We start from the raw sequence: 14,662 nt of genomic DNA, 5'->3' as shown, positions 1-14,662 counted from the left end.
GCCGGTCCCACATCTCGACACGCCAAGGACAGGTGTTTGTGTGATCGTTGCGGATAAAGGGCGCTCTCGCTGGTACGGGATTGCCCGGTCCGCCGCCCTTATGGGCGCGCCTTGCCTGAATCAGCAGGCGAACCTGGGGTTTGGCTCAGTACCAACTGTGGGATTGGAAATGCCCCCAGGCGCGACACGGCGTCCCGTACCTCTGCTTGATGTAGCCGAGGCCCCACGAGATCTGGGTGCGTGGATTGGTGCGCCAGTCGCCGCCCGATGAGGCCATCTTGCGGCCGGGGAGCGCCTGCGGGATGCCGTAGGCGCCTGAGCTGTTGCCTGCGCGGTGGTTCCAGCCGCTCTCTCGTGCCCAGAGCCTGACAAGGCACCTGAACTGGGCCTTGTTCCAGCCGCGCCCCGCCACCATGGGCTTGGCGATCGACTTGTTGGCGCTGCCGGCTGACTGGGAGCTCTGCGCCTGTGCGGCCGAGGCGCCGCCCGCCGCCACCAGGGTGGCGGTCAGGGCGAGGACGCCGGTACGGCGGAGCATGGGCATGCGGGGTTCCCTTTCGAGGGGTTGCATGGACCCGCGACACCCTCCCTGATTGACCACCTTTACAGCGAATTGACCATGAACGCGAAGATCGTCAGTAAAGATTTCGATATATGGGTGTTTCAGGTGTTTTGCCGTGAGAATGAGGACTGCGTCACATTTCTGGCCTGACTCGTTCTGTAGGGTCGGACCATGAGCCTCAGTGACATCCCGCTTCGCACTCTCGCCGACTCCCCGACCACGCTCGGGGAGCTTGCGGCCGGCAAGGCCGCCCTCATCGTGAACGTGGCCTCCCGGTGCGGCCTCACCCCGCAGTACGGCGCCCTGGTCGCGCTCCAGGAGCAGTACGGCCCCCGCGGCTTCACGGTGATCGGCATCCCCTGCAACCAGTTCGCCGGCCAGGAGCCGGGAACAGCGGAGGAGATCCAGCAGTTCTGCGCCACGACGTACGGCGTGGACTTCCCGCTGCTGGAGAAGGCCGAGGTCAACGGGCCCGGCCGGCACCCGCTGTACGAGGAGCTGACGCGGACGCCGGACGAGCAGGGCGAGTCGGGCGACATCCAGTGGAACTTCGAGAAGTTCCTCCTCAACCGCGACGGCGACGTCGTGGCCCGCTTCCGCCCCCGCACCGGCCCCGACGACGCGGCGGTCACGGCGGCCATCGAGAAGCTGCTCTGAGCCCCCGGCGCTGACCGCCGCCACCAGCGGATTCCAGGGTTGCCGAAGGTTCGCCGAAGGCGCGCCCCGCACGCTGGCGACCACACATCCATTGGTGGAGGTACGTCAGTGAAGAAACGACGCCTTGGACCGATCGCCCTGGTGGTCTCGGCCCTGCTCCTGGTGGCCGGCGCGCCCGTCCCGGCCGCCGCCGGGACCGCCTTACCGGACCCGCCGCCCCTCCAGACCGCCGAACAGGCCCTGCAGCAGGACCTGAGGCTGGTCGCCGAGGCCAGGGGCTGGACCCTGGCCCAGGCCAGGACGAACCACGAAGCCGCGGAGGTCATCGGCCGGATCGCGGCCCAGGTCGCGCGTGAGCGGCCGGAGATCTTCGTCGGCTCGAAACTCGACCGCCGCCCCGGCGGCGCGCCGACGCTCTACGTCAAGGGGCCCGCCGACGCCTTCGTCGGCGGGCTGGTGGCCGCCGCCGGCATCGAGGTCAAGGTCGCGGACGGGCAGCCGTACTCCTTCGGCGAGCTGGAGGAGCGCCAGCTCGCCGTGCACCAGGCGCTCGTGGCCTACGGCTTCACCTCCGTGTCCACGTCCGTCGACATCACCGGCGCGGGCCGCATCCCGGCCCGGGTCACCGGCGAGCCGGGCGTCGACCCGCGACCGGCCGCCGTGCTGGCCGCGCTGCCGCAGGGCCTGCGCTCGTCCGTCGACCTCACCGTGAGCGCCACGCCCGTCACCAGCCTGGAGTACGGCTTCGGCGGGGAACGCGTGAGCGGCGGCGGCGCCCTGTGCACCAGCGGCTGGCCGATCCTCGCCGGCGGCGGCCTGCTGCCCGGCATCACCACCGCGGGCCACTGCGACGGCATGAACGAGATCGACTGGACGGACGCCGGACTGTCCTACCCGATCACGCCCCAGTTCCAGCACCGGCGGGCGTGGGGCGACGTGGAATACCACTTCGGCGTCCCGGTGCTGGCGGGCGTCTTCTACGCCAGCAGCACCGAGGCGCGGGCCGCCACCTCGGTCGAGCCGATCGCCAGTATCTCGGTGGGCGAGTCCGTGTGCCAGTACGGCCGCTCGTCCAACGTCCGTCACTGCTCGCCCCTCGTCGACAGCGTCTCGGTGACCTGCACGTTCGCGCCCTTCCCGTACGCGACCCAGCGGCTGGTGGGGACCGACAACGACGTCGGCATCGGCGGCGACAGCGGCGGCGGCTGGTCCTACGGCACCACGGCCTTCGGGTCGCACGTCGGGAACTGCGACAACGGCGAGGTGTTCAGCGTGGCCGACTACTACGACGAGGCGCTCGGCATCACGGTGTGGCTGGCCTGAGACCCGAGCTCCCATGATCGCCACGGCTCCCTCGGGGCCGTGGCGTCGTGCCGTCCGGCCCCTCAGAGCCGTCGAGGTCGTGGAGTTTGGCCCGGACCAGCTCGGCGTGGTGGTGGCCCAGCCGGTCGAGGATGCCGAACGCGCCCTGCCAGGCCAGGCGGGCGGCCTCGCGATCGCCGGCGTCACGATGGACGTCACCGAGCGAGCCGAGCACCGAGCCCTCGAAATACCTGGCGCCGAGCTCGCGGAACAACGCCAGCGAGCGCCGGTAGCAGTCGGCGGCCTGCTCCAGATGGCCGAGTCGGCGCCGGATGAAGCCGAGGCTGTCCCACGTGGCGGCCTCGCCCAGGCGGTCGGCGATCTCCTGGTGCAGGGTCAGAGCCCGCCCGCACTGGGCGAGAGCCCGCTGATCGTCGCCCAGGTGGGCGTGGTGCCAGCCGATGGCGTTGAGCCCGGCGGCCTGCCCGCGCCGGTCCTGCGCGGCCGCGTACAGCTCGAACGCCTGCTCGTCGTGCGGCAGCGCCGCCCCGTGATCGCCCTGCTGGGCGAAGAGCCGGGCCACGCAGCGGTGGGCGTAGGCCTGCCCCGCCCGGTCGCCCAGCTCGCGGAAGAGCTCCAGAGCGCGCCGCAGGTGCGTGTCCGCGTCGCCGTAGCGGCGCAGGCAGATGCAGGCCAGCGCGAGGCCGCAGTGGGCGTGCGCCCGCGCCGGACGGTCGGCCAGGCGCTCGGCGGCCCGCAGGGCGGCGCGTTGCGTGGCGGCCTGGTCGTGCCAGAGCCCGCGCCGGTCGCAGAAGGTCATCAGCGCCCGCGCCAGCCCGCAGACGTGGGCGTCGAACTCCGCCCCCGCCTCGTCGACGACCGTCCGCAGGGCCGGGTACTCGGCGCCGAACCAGGCCAGTGCCGCGTCGTGACCGGCGACGTCCTCGGGGACGACCCCGGGCCGCGGCGGGGGCGGCGTGACGGGATCGCGGTGCGGGTTGAGCGCCCGGTCCGCCCGGTGGGCGGTGTGCAGGTAGTGATCGAGCAGCCGGCGCAGCGCGGCGCCGTCGCCGTCCAGGCCGCGGGCCAGCTCGGCCGCGTAGAGCAGGACCAGGTCGTGCATCCGGAAGCGGCCGGGTGACGGCTCGTCCATCAGGTGCGCGTTGACGAGCTGCCGCATGAGGTGGCGGGTGCGCGTCAGGGGCAGGGCGGTGAGACTGGCCGCCGCCGGGAGGCCGATCTCCGGGCCCGCCGCACGGCCCAGCAGGGCGAACACCCGCGCCGCGTCGGGGGGCAGGGCCTGATGGGAGCAGGACAACACCGCGCGCAGGTTGACGGCCAGCTCACCGCCGTCCAGGGCGTCCAGCCGGGTGGTGGCCTGCCGCAGCTCCCCGGCGAGCACCGCGAGCGGGAACCCGGGATGCGCGGCGGCGCGGGCGGCGATGATGCCGAGCGCCAGCGGCAGACCGCCGCAGTGGCGGACCAGGGCGGCGACGGACTCGGGCTCCGCCTCCCCCCGGTGGGCGCCGAACTCGCCGATGAGCAGCCGGCGAGACTCGGCGTCGGTCAGAAGGTCCAGGACCAGCGGCCGGCCGCCGTACGCGGTGATCAGGCCGGTCAGCCGGTGGCGGCTGGTGACGAGAACGGCGCCGGTGGGCGTGGCGGGCAGCAGGGGCGCCACGTGGGCGGTGTCGCGGGCGTTGTCCAGCACGATCAGCATCCGCCGGCCGGCGGTCAGGCTCTGGTACATCGCGGCCTGCGCCTCGGGATCCGGCGGGATCGCGGCGGGCGGCACCCCGAGGGCGTCGAGGAAGGAGCGCACCGCGACCGCCGGGTGCACCGGATCGGCGGCCGGGTCGAACCCCCGGAGGTCGACGTACAACTGCCCGTCGGGGTAACGATCCGCGTTCTCGTGGGCCCACCGCAGCGCCAGCCAGGTCTTGCCGAGACCGCCGGCGCCGCTGATCGCCACCGGGCCGCCCGGCGTCCGCACGGCCTCGCTGAGCGCGGCGAGCTGCCGGGCCCGCCCGGTGAACGATCGCGGTGGCGCGGGCAGCCGGTGCGGGGTGACCGCCCGCGCGGACCGCCCGGCCGTGGCGGCGCCTGCGGGCGCGGCCAGGCCCGGCTCGCTGGTCAGGATCCGCAGGTGCAGCTCCCGCAGCGCCGGGGCGGGACTGGCGCCCAGCTCGTCCGCGAGCAGCCGCCGCAGCCGCTCATAGCCGTCGAGGGCGTCGGCCTGCCGGCCGCAGCGGTACAGGGCCAGCATGAGCTGGCCGGCCACGCGCTCGTCCAGCGGGTGCGCGGCCGCGCGGGCGGTCAGCTCGGCGAGCAGGCCCGCGTGCCTGCCGCGGTCGAGGGCGAGATCGTTGCGGTCCAGCTCGGCGACCAGACGCTCCATGACCAGGCCATGACGGACGCCGTTCAGCCAGGGTGAGTCCAGCCCCGCCAGCGGGTCCCCGCGCCACAACCCCAGCGCCCGGTCGAACAGCGCCAAGGCCGTGTCACCCTCCCGCGCCGCGCGGGCCTCGGCGGCCAGCCGGCGGAACGTGAGCAGATCCACGGCCATCGGGTCCACCGTGAGCGCGTAGCCGCAGGGCCGGCGGACGAGGGCGACCGCGTCGTCCACGGCGGTCAGTGCCCGCCGCAGCCTGGACAGGTAGCCGTGGACGGCCGCCCGGGCCCGTTGCGGCGGGCGGTCGCCCCACACCCGGTCCAGGATCTGGTCGGCCGACACCGCGTGGTTGGCCTCGACCAGTAACACCGCCAGCACACACCGTTGCCGGGCGTGGCCGAGCTCCACGAGCCGGCCGTCGATCTCCGCCTCGACGTCGCCGAGCAGGTGGAACCGCACCACAGACCTGACCATCGCCCGGATTCCTTGTCGGGGGAACTTCTCAACGGCGTGATCGCGGCGGTCTCGGCAGAACCCGGCCGCGCGGCTCCACCATCGCCTCCCGCCGGGCGATCGGTCTGCGGACATTTACCCGCCGGCCCGGTGCTCTCGCGCACAGGGAGGACCGGAACGTGTAGCGACGGCCCGATTGCGGTAGGTAATCGCATGGCCGAGGGTGTCGAGGGGACCCGCCATGACGATCAACCCATACGCAGGATCGCCGTTCAGCTATGTGACCGAGCCGGCCGTGGCGCCGTACTCGATCGTCGAGCTGATGCCCGGCGTCCGCAACCTCTGCGACTACGTGGGGGTGGCGGGCGGCGAGCGGGTGCTGCTGCTCATGGAGCACACCGTCGACCCGGTCGTCGTCCAGGCCATCGGCGCGGCGGCCGCCTACCGGGGGGCCGACGTGCGCATCCTGTCGGTGCCGCCGTTCAGTCCCGGAGGCTGGGACAAGGGGGCCGCGCTCGGCATCGAGACGGCCGCCTTCCACGAGGCCGACGTCGTCATCAGCGGCACCTGGTGGGGTGAGGTGCACACGGCGCCGCTCTTCTTCGACCAGATCGGGTCCCGTTCCGCGCGGTTCCTGTCCCTGCACATGACCGCCACGGCCGGCGCGCTGCTCACCGGCGGCCGGCTGCCGCCCGAGGTCTTCTACGCGCTGCTGCGCCGCACGCTGGCGCAGGTGTCGGGCGCCGAGACCGTGCGGGTGACCTCCGCGCGGGGGACCGATGTGACGTTCTCGGGGCTGACCTGGGAGACCGACCCGGGCGGCCCCCTGCGGCCGGGCGACTGGCGGCCCTTCCCGTACGGCGGCGCCAACTTCTGGCCCGCCGACACCGAGGGCGTGCTCCTCGTCGAGGACAGCACGGTCACCGGCGTGCCGGAGGAGTCCCTGCGCATCACGCTCGAAGGCAACCTGGTCCGCAAGATCGAGGGCGGGGCCGCCGCCGAGCAACTGCGCCGTTACGCGCCCGACGGCTACTACATGCGGCACGCCCTGGTCGGGCTCAACCCGAAGGTGCGCATCTCCGGGGGCACGCAGTTCGAGCGGGAGAAACACGCGGGGGCGTTCTACTGCGGCCTCGACGGGCTGACCGACGGCGTGCCCGTCAAGACGGGGCCGGGCTTCGCGCACTGCGACTGCCAGGTCGACCGGCCGACGGTCCTGGTGGACGGCGAGCCCTTCATCGACAACGGCCGGTTGCTGATGCTCGACGAGCCGGAGATCAGGGAGGTCGCCGCGCGGTTCGGGCCGCCCGAGATCATCCTCGACGACAACCCGGTCATGATCCTCCCACACCGCTACGCCGGCTGACGCATCGTTGGCCTTCCATCCGGATTCTGCTGCCGTTTTCGAGGAATTTCCGCGTGAACGAGCATAGAATGCTGATGCGTATCCGTTTTCCTGGGGAGGCTCGGCGTGCTGGTCGGATTCCGGGCCGCGAACGTTCTGTCCTTCCGCGGTGAGTTCGAGTTGTCGTTGCTCGCTCCGGACGGCGGCGACCGTGCCGCCCGATCCGCCGCAGGTCTGCGGGTCTCTCCGGTGGCCGCGATATTCGGGGCCAACGCCTCGGGCAAGACCAACGTGCTGGACGCCATGGGGTGGATGCGTCATGCGGTTCTGGATTCGGTGGCCGACTGGGCGCGGCTCCAGGGCGTGCCGAGACGGCCGTTCGCCCTGGAGCGAGAGGCGTTGCACGAGGCGTCCCTGTTCGAAGTCGACGCCGTCATCGGCGAGGACAGGTACGTCTACGGGTTCGAGGTGTCCGACGCCCGCGTCGAGACGGAATGGCTGCATGTCTACCCGCGAGGAAGCCGCCGTCGGCAGGTGTGGTTCGAACGTGACGCGGAACGGCCCGAGCATGGCGCGGCCGAGTACCGGTTTCCGAGCGACCGGCTGAAGGGTGCCAAGCGGCCGGTGATCGAATACACCAGGCCCAACGCCCTGTTCCTGACGGCGGCCGGATCGCTTCAATTGAAGCAGCTCGTGCCCTTGCATGACTGGTTCAAGAACAACCTCTTGCTGGTGGGTCCTGGTGACGATCTGCGAGGGCGTGACATCTCCACGCGATGGAAGTTGCTTCGACCCGGATTCCGCGAACGGGTGGCGGGACTGCTGGCCGTCGCCGATCTCGGCGTCGTCGGGGTAGAGGTGGACGACCGGGGCGAGGAGATGCCGGAGGTGTCGCTGCTGCACCATGGCAAGGACGGGCCCGTTCCGTTCGACATGCATCAGCAGGAGTCTTTCGGCACGCTCGCCTGGTTCGCCTTCCTGGGGCCGTTGCTCGAAGCGCTCGACCACGGAGCGGCGCTCCTGGTCGATGAGCTCGACTCCAGCCTCCATCCGTTGCTGGTGGCGGAGGTCGTCCGGCTCTTCGAAGATCCGGTCGCCAACGCGCGGGGAGCACAACTCGTCTTCACCGGCCACGATGTGACCTTGCTGAGCAGGGCTCACGTCGAGCGCCCGCTTGACCGTGAGCACGTGTGGATCACCGAGAAGCGGAAGAGCGGTGAGTCCGAGCTGTATCCGCTCACGGCTGTCGGCGTTCGCGCGGACGAAGGCCTTGAACGCGGATATCTACGGGGCCGATATGGCGGAGTTCCCCATATCGGGCTCGGCGGTATGGCATTGGAGGTCGAAAGGCACACAGGCGGGAGCGGTACGTGAGCCGTGTGCGCAAAAAAGGGCCTCCCACCGGCGGCGCGAGGGTGCCACGCGTGGTGACCGAGGGCCGCAAACGCAAGGTCATCTATGCGGTGGTCGAGGGCGAGAGCACGGAGCGCGACTACCTGGGCTACCTGGGCGAACGATTCTGTGGTGATCCACGGACGTTCGAGATTCATGTCCTCTGGAAACGCAAGGGACTGAAGCCGCACGAGGTCGCGACCTGGGCATTGGAGAAGCTGAGTGAGGTGGACGACCCGCGGCGTGAACACGTGTGGGCCTTCTTCGACAGGGATGATCATAGTCGCGTCAAGGAGTCCTATGCGCGGGCGGAAGCGGCGGGTGTGCGGATTGCCTTCTCTCATCCGTGTTTCGAGCTCTGGTTGCTGCTCCACTTCGTGACGGGGGTGTCCTCGGCATGGACGTCGAGAAGCGTTCAAGACCGGCTGAAGGCGGCTCATCGGGCTTTCAAGAACTTCGACAAACGCCTCGACTCCACTCTGCTGGCCGTTCTGAACGGCAAGGAGCCGGAGGCGGTCGACCGCGCCAGATCACTGATCAATAACTGCCCGAGCATGGTCTGCAGCGCCGAGGCAGGTCACGGAGCCGGCTGCGACGTGCTCCGTCGTGTCCCCTCGACGGAGGTGTGGCGGTTGCTGGCAGAGCTCGGCATCGTGACCTGCTGAGCCGTCCGGGCGCACGCGCTCAGCGGTGCGGGCCGCAGCTTCCTCTGATGATGAGCTCCGTGGGGAGGGTCACGCTGCGGGGTCTCCGGGTGCCCGCGCGCAGCACCAGCTCGGCCGCCCGGTAGCCCATGTCGCGACCCGGCTGGGCGATCACCGTCAGCGGGGGGGAGCACAGCTCGGCCCAGGGCACGTCGTCGTACATGACGAGCGACACGTCCCGGGGCACCCGCAGGTCCAGCTCGCGGGCGGCCAGGACGGCGGCCTCCCCGAGGACGTTGCCGCCGGCCACCACGGCCGTGAGGTCGGGGCGGCTCTGGAAGAGGCCGGAGGCGGCGGCGTAGGCGGAGTCGCGGCTGCCGGTGCCGAAGACGACGAGATCCTCGTCCACCGGCGCGCCCACCGCCGCACGGAAGGCGGCCACCCGCCGGTCCTGGCCGGGGCCGCCCAGGAAGGCGATGCGCCGGTGGCCGAGCCCGCGCAGGTAGCGGACGGCCGTGCGGATGCCGGCCCGGTCGTCGGCCAGCACGGCGGGCACGTCCAGCGGGCGGCTCTGGGGGGCCGGGGTGAAGCCGTCCAGGAGCATGAGGTCGTTGACGGCGGTCACCGTGGTGTCCTCCTCGAACGCCTGGGCGGGCAGGCGGTCGGCGAAGACCACCGTCATGCCGGCCCGGATCGCCGGCGACCAGGTGTCGGAGTCGCCCGACGGGACGGCGATCACGCGGTCGACGCTCTGCTCCAGCAGCATGCCGATCAGGTCCGCCTCCTGCTCGGGATCGCCGCCCGTGGAGCCGACCACGACCGGATCGCCGGCCGCGCGGGCGCAGGCGAGCACCCCCTCGGCGAACTGCCCGTAGAAGGTGTCCGTCAGGTCGGGGACGAGCAACCCCATCCCCCCGGTACGGCGCTGCCGCAGGTTGCGGCCGAGCGCGCTGGGACGGTAGTCGAGCTGGGCGGCGACGGCCAGGACGCGCTCGCGGGTGGCGGGGCTGGCCGAGCCGCCCGACAACACCCTCGACACCGTCGCGACGCCCACGCCGGCCGCCTCGGCCACATCCTTGATCGTCGCCCGCTTCTCCATGGAAACGATTCCATCATGGTTCCGGAAGATGGGGAAGACGGCCGCGCCGACAAGGGCTGGTCACGCGCTACCCCTTGACAGGGATGTCCGTTTCGGGTGAGATGCTTGAAAACGTATCCACGTGAGCGATTAAACGGTAACAACGTCCGGGCTGCTGCCCTGGAGCGCGAAGGAATGTCATGGCATCCATCGTTCTGACGAACGTCGACAAGATCTACGCCGGTGGCGTAAAGGCTGTGAACGGGCTCAACCTTGAGATCAAGGATGGCGAGTTCATGGTGCTGGTCGGCCCATCCGGTTGCGGTAAGTCGACCGCGCTCCGGATGATCGCCGGCCTTGAGGACATCAGCGGCGGCGAGATCGCCATCGGCGACAAGGTCGTCAACCACCTGCCGCCCAAAGACCGCGACATCGCGATGGTCTTCCAGAACTACGCGCTGTACCCGCACATGACGGTCGAGGAGAACCTCGCCTTCGGCCTCAAGCTTCGCAAGATGCCCAAGCCGGAGATCGCCAAGCGGGTCAACGACGCCGCCAAGATGCTCGGCCTCGAGCCCTACCTCAAGCGCAAGCCGGCCGCCCTGTCCGGTGGTCAGCGCCAGCGTGTCGCCATGGGCCGCGCCATCGTCCGTGAGCCGCAGGCCTTCCTCATGGACGAGCCGCTGTCCAACCTGGACGCCAAGCTCCGCGTGTCCATGCGCGCCTCGCTCAACACCCTGCACGAGCGCCTGGGCGTCACCACCGTGTACGTCACCCACGACCAGGTCGAGGCCATGACCCTCGGCGACCGCGTCTGCGTCCTGCGCGACGGTCTGCTCCAGCAGGTCGACACCCCGCAGAACCTGTTCGACAAGCCGGTCAACCTGTTCGTGGCCGGCTTCATGGGCTCGCCCTCGATGAACTTCGTCACCGCCGAGCTCATCCGCGACGGCGGCGCCGCGGTCACCTTCGCCGACATCAAGTTGTCGATCCCCGACTCGACGTTCACCGACAAGCCGGGCCTCGACCAGTACATCGGCAAGAAGATCATCCTCGGCATCCGCCCGTCGGACTTCGAGGACGCCCTCTCCGCCGGCGCCAACGCCAACGGCTGGGCCACGCTGCCGGTCAAGGCGGAGGTCACCGAGGAGCTGGGCTCCGAGATCAACGTGCTGTTCCTGATCGACGCCCCGCCCGTCGAGCACAAGGACACCGTCGCCGCCGCCGACACCGGTGACGACGAGGAGGCGGCGCTGCCGCTCGTGGGTGACAAGTCCCTGTGGACCGCCCGCGTCAACGCCCGCAGCCACGCGCGTCCCGGCCAGAACATCGACCTGGTCCTCGACACGCACAACCTGCACTTCTTCGACCCGGAGTCGGGCCTGGCCATCGGCCACGAGGCCAACCGCTGAGCACAGCCGACCCGCTGACTCCAGATTCCCGGCCCTGAGCCTCCGGCTCACGGCCGCCCGGGCCCCCACCGCGACCCCCTCCCGCGGCGGGGGCCCGTTTTTCTCTGCATGGGCGGGCGCCGGAGGTCAGCGGCCGATCATGGCCGAGACGCGGGACTGCACGCCGCGCGGCACCAGTTTGCCCACCGCGACGATGGCCTTGTAGCGCAGGTCCGGGACCGACACGCGCTTGCCCAGGGCCAGGTCGCGCAGCGCCGCCCGCACCACGTCGTCGGCCTTGAGCCAGAGGAACCCCGGAATGCCCGAGGTGTCCATCGAGGCGCGCTGGTGGAACTCGGTGCGCACGAAACCGGGACACAGCGCCATGATCTTGATGCGCGGATCGCCCGCCTCGCGCGCGGCGGACTCACTGAAGTTGACCACCCACGCCTTGGACGCGCTGTAGGTGCCATGGGCGAAGAACGCCGCCACGGACGCCACGTTGACGATCGCGCCCCGCCGGCGCCGCCGCATCCCGGGCAGCGCCGCCAGCGTCAGCCTGAGCACGGCCTCGCAGTGCACCTTGAGCATGCGCGCCTCGTCCGCGACCGGCACGTCGGGAAAGTGCCCGGTGTGGCCGAACCCGGCGTTGTTGACCAGCAGGTCCACGTCGCCTTCGCCGAGCCTGGACTCCACCTTGGCCAGCCCCTCGTCGGCCGAGAGGTCGGCGGCCAGCACCTCGACGCGGACGCCGTACCTCAGCTTGAGCTGGTCGGCGGCCTCGGCGAGCCGGAGCTCGTCGCGCGCCACCAGGACGAGCGAGAAGGCGTCGGCGGCCAGGCGCCGGGCGAAGGCGGCGCCGAGGCCGGCGGTCGCGCCCGTGATCAATGCGGTAGGCATGCCTTGAACTTTAACGTTCCGTGCGAGGATGAACGGCGTGCGCCTCGTCGTGGCCGTGCCGGTCCTCCTGCTGACCCTGACCGCGTGCTCGGCCCCCGAGCCCCGGCCCGCCGTCCCGCCTGCCGCGTCGTCCGCTGTGTCTCCGGCTGTGTCGCCGGCCGTGTCTCCGGCCGTGCCGTCGCCCAGCCGGGCAGGCAGCCCGACGGCGGCGCGGGAGCCGTCCGGGCAGCGGGGCGAGTTACGGTTCGAGGAGATCGCCAGGCTGGAGCAGCCGGTGGCCTTCGCCGTGCGCAAGGGCGACGACCGGCTCTACGTCGCCGAGCAGACGGGCCGGTTGCGCACCTCCGGCGGTGACACGGTGATCGACCTGTCGGGCGAGGTGAGCGGCGGCAACGAGCAGGGGCTGCTCGGCGTGGCCTTCCACCCCACCGGGCGCTGGGTCTACCTCGACTGGACCGACGCCGAGGGCGACACGCACGTCACCGAGTGGGCCTTCGACGGCGCCAAGGCGACGGGCCGGCGCGACGTGCTCACCCAGGACCAGCCGTACGCCAACCACAACGGCGGCCAGCTCGCCTTCGGGCCCGACGGCCACCTCTACATCGCCCTCGGGGACGGCGGCAGCGGCGGCGACCCCGAAGGCAACGGGCAGGACCTGGGGACCCTGCTGGGCAAGATCCTGCGCATCGATCCGCGCGGCGGCGAACCGTACAAGGTGCCGGAGGACAACCCGTTCGTCGGGAAGAAGGGGGCGAAGCCGGAGATCTGGGCGTACGGGCTGCGTAATCCCTGGCGGTTCAGCTTCGACCGCGGCAGCGGCGACCTGTGGATCGGCGACGTCGGGCAGAACGCGTGGGAGGAGGTCGACCACCAGCCCGCCGGCTCGAAGGGCGGCCTCAACTACGGCTGGAACCTGCGCGAGGGCGACCAGCCGTTCCAGGGCGGCAAGGGCCGCGAACTGGTCGACCCGGTGATCGTCTATCCGCTCCAGCAGGAAGGCAACTGCTCGGTGATCGCCGGCTACGTCTACCGCGGCGAGCGGATCCCCTGGTTGCGGGGTCATTTCCTGTACGGCGACTTCTGCGCCGGCTGGATCAAGGCCGCGCCCGTGGCCGAGATCGGCCACGCGGCCGAGGTGGGCGAGGTCGATCAGCTCTCGTCCTTCGGCGAGGGACCCGACGGCGAGCTGTACGCGCTCAGCCTGCGCGGCCCCCTCTACCGGATCGAGCCCGCCTGACCCGCTCACCCGCCGAAGCCTCGCTGCCGGACCGAGACGCTCCCACCCGCCGGGACCCGCTGCCAGGCCGAGACGAGCTCACCCGCCGGGCCCGGACCTGACCCGGTCGATCAGCTCCTCGACCTGGTCGTTCAGCTTGGCCCCGCGTGCCCACCCCGCGTAGTGCGTCAGGAAGACCACCACCTCGCGCAGCTCGCTCTCGCTGAGGTCGCCGCCGCGCAGGGCCGCGTCGAGCTGGACGTCCGTCATCTCGTGCAGTCCCTGGCCGACGAGCAGTCCGAGAAGGAGCAGACGGCGCTCCTTGACCGACAGGACCGTTCGGGCCCAGAGGTCGGCGAACTGGCGCTCCGCGGTCATGCCGAAGGAGTCGACGATCTCCATGGCCGGTTCTGTCATTGTGCGCTCCCGGTGTTCGGCAGGGATCCTCACATCTTTCGCTACTTCCCGGGCCGAACCAATGGGGGTTGTAGGAACTGTGCCCGACCCAAGTTGATCTGTAACAAGTAAGGCCAAGGTACGGCCAAGATTTGGTCAAGATTTCTCAGCATGCATCGGGCTCATTCCTTCGGAAAGCGGGCACAACAACTCCGTTGGTCCGTAAAGCGGAGGTAAGCCCTGGTGAAAAAGACACGGGCTTTGATCGCGCTCATGGTCGCGATCCTGATGCTGCCCGCGTGCGCCGGACAGCCCGACTACACCTATGTACGTGACAAGACCGGCACCACGTACTTCGCCGTGCCCTCCTCGTTCACGCAGCTCAACGCCCAGCCCATCGAGTCGTACCTGTGGGGGAACCACCCGAACTCCCAGGCGGCGAGGTCGCACGCCCAGCGCGTCTGGTCGACGGCCTTCGACCAGGCGGCGGTGCCCTCGGTCAACCATCTGCTCGGCTCCCAGGATCCGTTCGTCTACGCCACCGTGCACCAGCTCACCGAGGAGCGGCGTGGCACGATCTCGCTGAACGGGCTGCGCGACTTCGTCCTGCCGGTGACCACGCAGATGCGCCAGCTCTACCTGCAGCAGGTGGCGGCCACCGGCCAGCAGCCGATGTTCCGCAACTTCGAGTTGCTCGCCGACGAGATGCTCACCCTGGCCGACGGCGCCAGGGGCATCCGGGTCCGCTTCAACTACCAGATCGGCGGCGACGTCCAGACGTTCGACCACACCGCCATCCTGGACGCCAAGGGCGCCACGGTCTCCGTCATGCTCATCGGCTGCCAGTCCGTCTGCTTCGTCAAGCGCGCCGCCGAGTTCGACAAGATCGCGAGTACCTTCAAGCTGCTCCGGCTGCCTGGATGAGGGAGCGTCA

The 14,662-nt window shown here is 70.7% G+C and carries 13 protein-coding genes; 8 read left to right on the top strand and 5 right to left on the bottom strand.

Going from position 1 to position 14,662, the window contains the following annotated elements:
• Positions 1 to 145: 145 nt before the first annotated feature.
• Positions 146 to 544, bottom strand: a complete 399-nt coding sequence (locus tag ACWD0F_RS20675; RefSeq protein WP_449877682.1) for an aggregation-promoting factor C-terminal-like domain-containing protein — start codon at positions 542 to 544, stop codon at positions 146 to 148.
• Between the two features lie 189 nt (positions 545 to 733).
• Between ACWD0F_RS20675 and ACWD0F_RS20670 the strand changes: the two genes are divergently transcribed.
• Together ACWD0F_RS20670 and ACWD0F_RS20665 are read left to right on the top strand one after the other, a co-directional pair.
• Positions 734 to 1,219 (top strand): glutathione peroxidase, encoded by a 486-nt coding sequence (locus ACWD0F_RS20670; RefSeq protein ID WP_449877680.1) that lies wholly within the window; start codon positions 734 to 736, stop codon positions 1,217 to 1,219.
• Between the two features lie 108 nt (positions 1,220 to 1,327).
• Positions 1,328 to 2,542: a hypothetical protein gene (locus tag ACWD0F_RS20665; RefSeq protein ID WP_449877678.1), complete on the top strand. Its 1,215-nt coding sequence runs from the start codon at positions 1,328 to 1,330 to the stop codon at positions 2,540 to 2,542.
• Here ACWD0F_RS20665 and ACWD0F_RS20660 read toward each other — a convergent pair.
• Positions 2,523 to 5,387 carry a BTAD domain-containing putative transcriptional regulator gene (locus tag ACWD0F_RS20660; RefSeq protein WP_449877676.1) on the bottom strand — a complete coding sequence of 955 codons (2,865 nt, stop codon included), beginning with the start codon at positions 5,385 to 5,387 and terminating at the stop codon, positions 2,523 to 2,525. The genes ACWD0F_RS20665 and ACWD0F_RS20660 overlap by 20 nt on opposite strands.
• Before the next feature lie 220 nt (positions 5,388 to 5,607).
• Here ACWD0F_RS20660 and ACWD0F_RS20655 point away from each other — a divergent pair, with 220 nt between their 5' ends.
• From ACWD0F_RS20655 to ACWD0F_RS20645, 3 genes are all read left to right on the top strand, one after another.
• Positions 5,608 to 6,732 carry a hypothetical protein gene (locus ACWD0F_RS20655; protein WP_449877674.1) on the top strand — a complete coding sequence of 375 codons (1,125 nt, stop codon included), beginning with the start codon at positions 5,608 to 5,610 and terminating at the stop codon, positions 6,730 to 6,732.
• Between the two features lie 228 nt (positions 6,733 to 6,960).
• Positions 6,961 to 8,085, top strand: a complete 1,125-nt coding sequence (locus ACWD0F_RS20650) for an AAA family ATPase (protein WP_449877672.1) — start codon at positions 6,961 to 6,963, stop codon at positions 8,083 to 8,085.
• Positions 8,086 to 8,135: 50 nt separating this feature from the next.
• Positions 8,136 to 8,768 carry an RloB family protein gene (locus ACWD0F_RS20645; protein WP_449877670.1) on the top strand — a complete coding sequence of 211 codons (633 nt, stop codon included), beginning with the start codon at positions 8,136 to 8,138 and terminating at the stop codon, positions 8,766 to 8,768.
• A 19-nt stretch (positions 8,769 to 8,787) separates the two neighbouring features.
• Here the strand turns inward: ACWD0F_RS20645 and ACWD0F_RS20640 are convergent, their stop codons facing one another.
• Complete coding sequence (locus tag ACWD0F_RS20640; RefSeq protein WP_449877668.1) at positions 8,788 to 9,846, bottom strand: LacI family DNA-binding transcriptional regulator; 1,059 nt, start codon at positions 9,844 to 9,846, stop codon at positions 8,788 to 8,790.
• A gap of 179 nt (positions 9,847 to 10,025) precedes the next feature.
• On the opposite strand from ACWD0F_RS20640, the gene ACWD0F_RS20635 reads away from it, so the two are divergent.
• On the top strand, positions 10,026 to 11,237 hold the full coding sequence (locus tag ACWD0F_RS20635; protein ID WP_449877666.1) for an ABC transporter ATP-binding protein: 1,212 nt from the start codon (positions 10,026 to 10,028) through the stop codon (positions 11,235 to 11,237).
• Positions 11,238 to 11,363: 126 nt separating this feature from the next.
• On the opposite strand, the gene ACWD0F_RS20630 is transcribed toward ACWD0F_RS20635, so the two are convergent.
• Complete coding sequence (locus ACWD0F_RS20630) at positions 11,364 to 12,116, bottom strand: SDR family NAD(P)-dependent oxidoreductase (protein WP_449877664.1); 753 nt, start codon at positions 12,114 to 12,116, stop codon at positions 11,364 to 11,366.
• A gap of 28 nt (positions 12,117 to 12,144) precedes the next feature.
• Here ACWD0F_RS20630 and ACWD0F_RS20625 point away from each other — a divergent pair, with 28 nt between their 5' ends.
• The gene (locus tag ACWD0F_RS20625) at positions 12,145 to 13,353 is read left to right on the top strand and encodes a PQQ-dependent sugar dehydrogenase (protein ID WP_449877662.1); all 1,209 of its coding nucleotides are present in this window, start codon (positions 12,145 to 12,147) and stop codon (positions 13,351 to 13,353) included.
• A gap of 78 nt (positions 13,354 to 13,431) precedes the next feature.
• Here ACWD0F_RS20625 and ACWD0F_RS20620 read toward each other — a convergent pair whose 3' ends face one another.
• Entirely contained in the window at positions 13,432 to 13,749 is a 318-nt protein-coding gene (locus ACWD0F_RS20620) for a carboxymuconolactone decarboxylase family protein (protein WP_449877660.1), read from the bottom strand.
• A gap of 222 nt (positions 13,750 to 13,971) precedes the next feature.
• Between ACWD0F_RS20620 and ACWD0F_RS20615 the strand changes: the two genes are divergently transcribed.
• Positions 13,972 to 14,652, top strand: a complete 681-nt coding sequence (locus tag ACWD0F_RS20615) for a hypothetical protein (protein WP_449877658.1) — start codon at positions 13,972 to 13,974, stop codon at positions 14,650 to 14,652.
• Positions 14,653 to 14,662: the final 10 nt, after the last annotated feature.

It is taken from the genome of Nonomuraea sp. NPDC002799, from assembly GCF_053592075.1.
This window is presented reverse-complemented; position numbering and strand designations above follow the sequence as displayed.

Bases quoted from the DNA above. Each gene is read 5' to 3' on its own strand.
- ACWD0F_RS20660 (WP_449877676.1), bottom strand. From the start codon at position 5,387: ATGGTCAGGTCTGTGGTGCGGTTCCACCTGCTCGGCGACGTCGAGGCG.
- ACWD0F_RS20675 (WP_449877682.1), bottom strand. From the start codon at position 544: ATGCCCATGCTCCGCCGTACCGGCGTCCTCGCCCTGACCGCCACCCTG.
- ACWD0F_RS20625 (WP_449877662.1), top strand. From the start codon at position 12,145: ATGAACGGCGTGCGCCTCGTCGTGGCCGTGCCGGTCCTCCTGCTGACC.
- ACWD0F_RS20635 (WP_449877666.1), top strand. From the start codon at position 10,026: ATGGCATCCATCGTTCTGACGAACGTCGACAAGATCTACGCCGGTGGC.
- ACWD0F_RS20670 (WP_449877680.1), top strand. From the start codon at position 734: ATGAGCCTCAGTGACATCCCGCTTCGCACTCTCGCCGACTCCCCGACC.
- ACWD0F_RS20640 (WP_449877668.1), bottom strand. From the start codon at position 9,846: ATGGAGAAGCGGGCGACGATCAAGGATGTGGCCGAGGCGGCCGGCGTG.
- ACWD0F_RS20655 (WP_449877674.1), top strand. From the start codon at position 5,608: ATGACGATCAACCCATACGCAGGATCGCCGTTCAGCTATGTGACCGAG.
- ACWD0F_RS20630 (WP_449877664.1), bottom strand. From the start codon at position 12,116: ATGCCTACCGCATTGATCACGGGCGCGACCGCCGGCCTCGGCGCCGCC.
- ACWD0F_RS20620 (WP_449877660.1), bottom strand. From the start codon at position 13,749: ATGACAGAACCGGCCATGGAGATCGTCGACTCCTTCGGCATGACCGCG.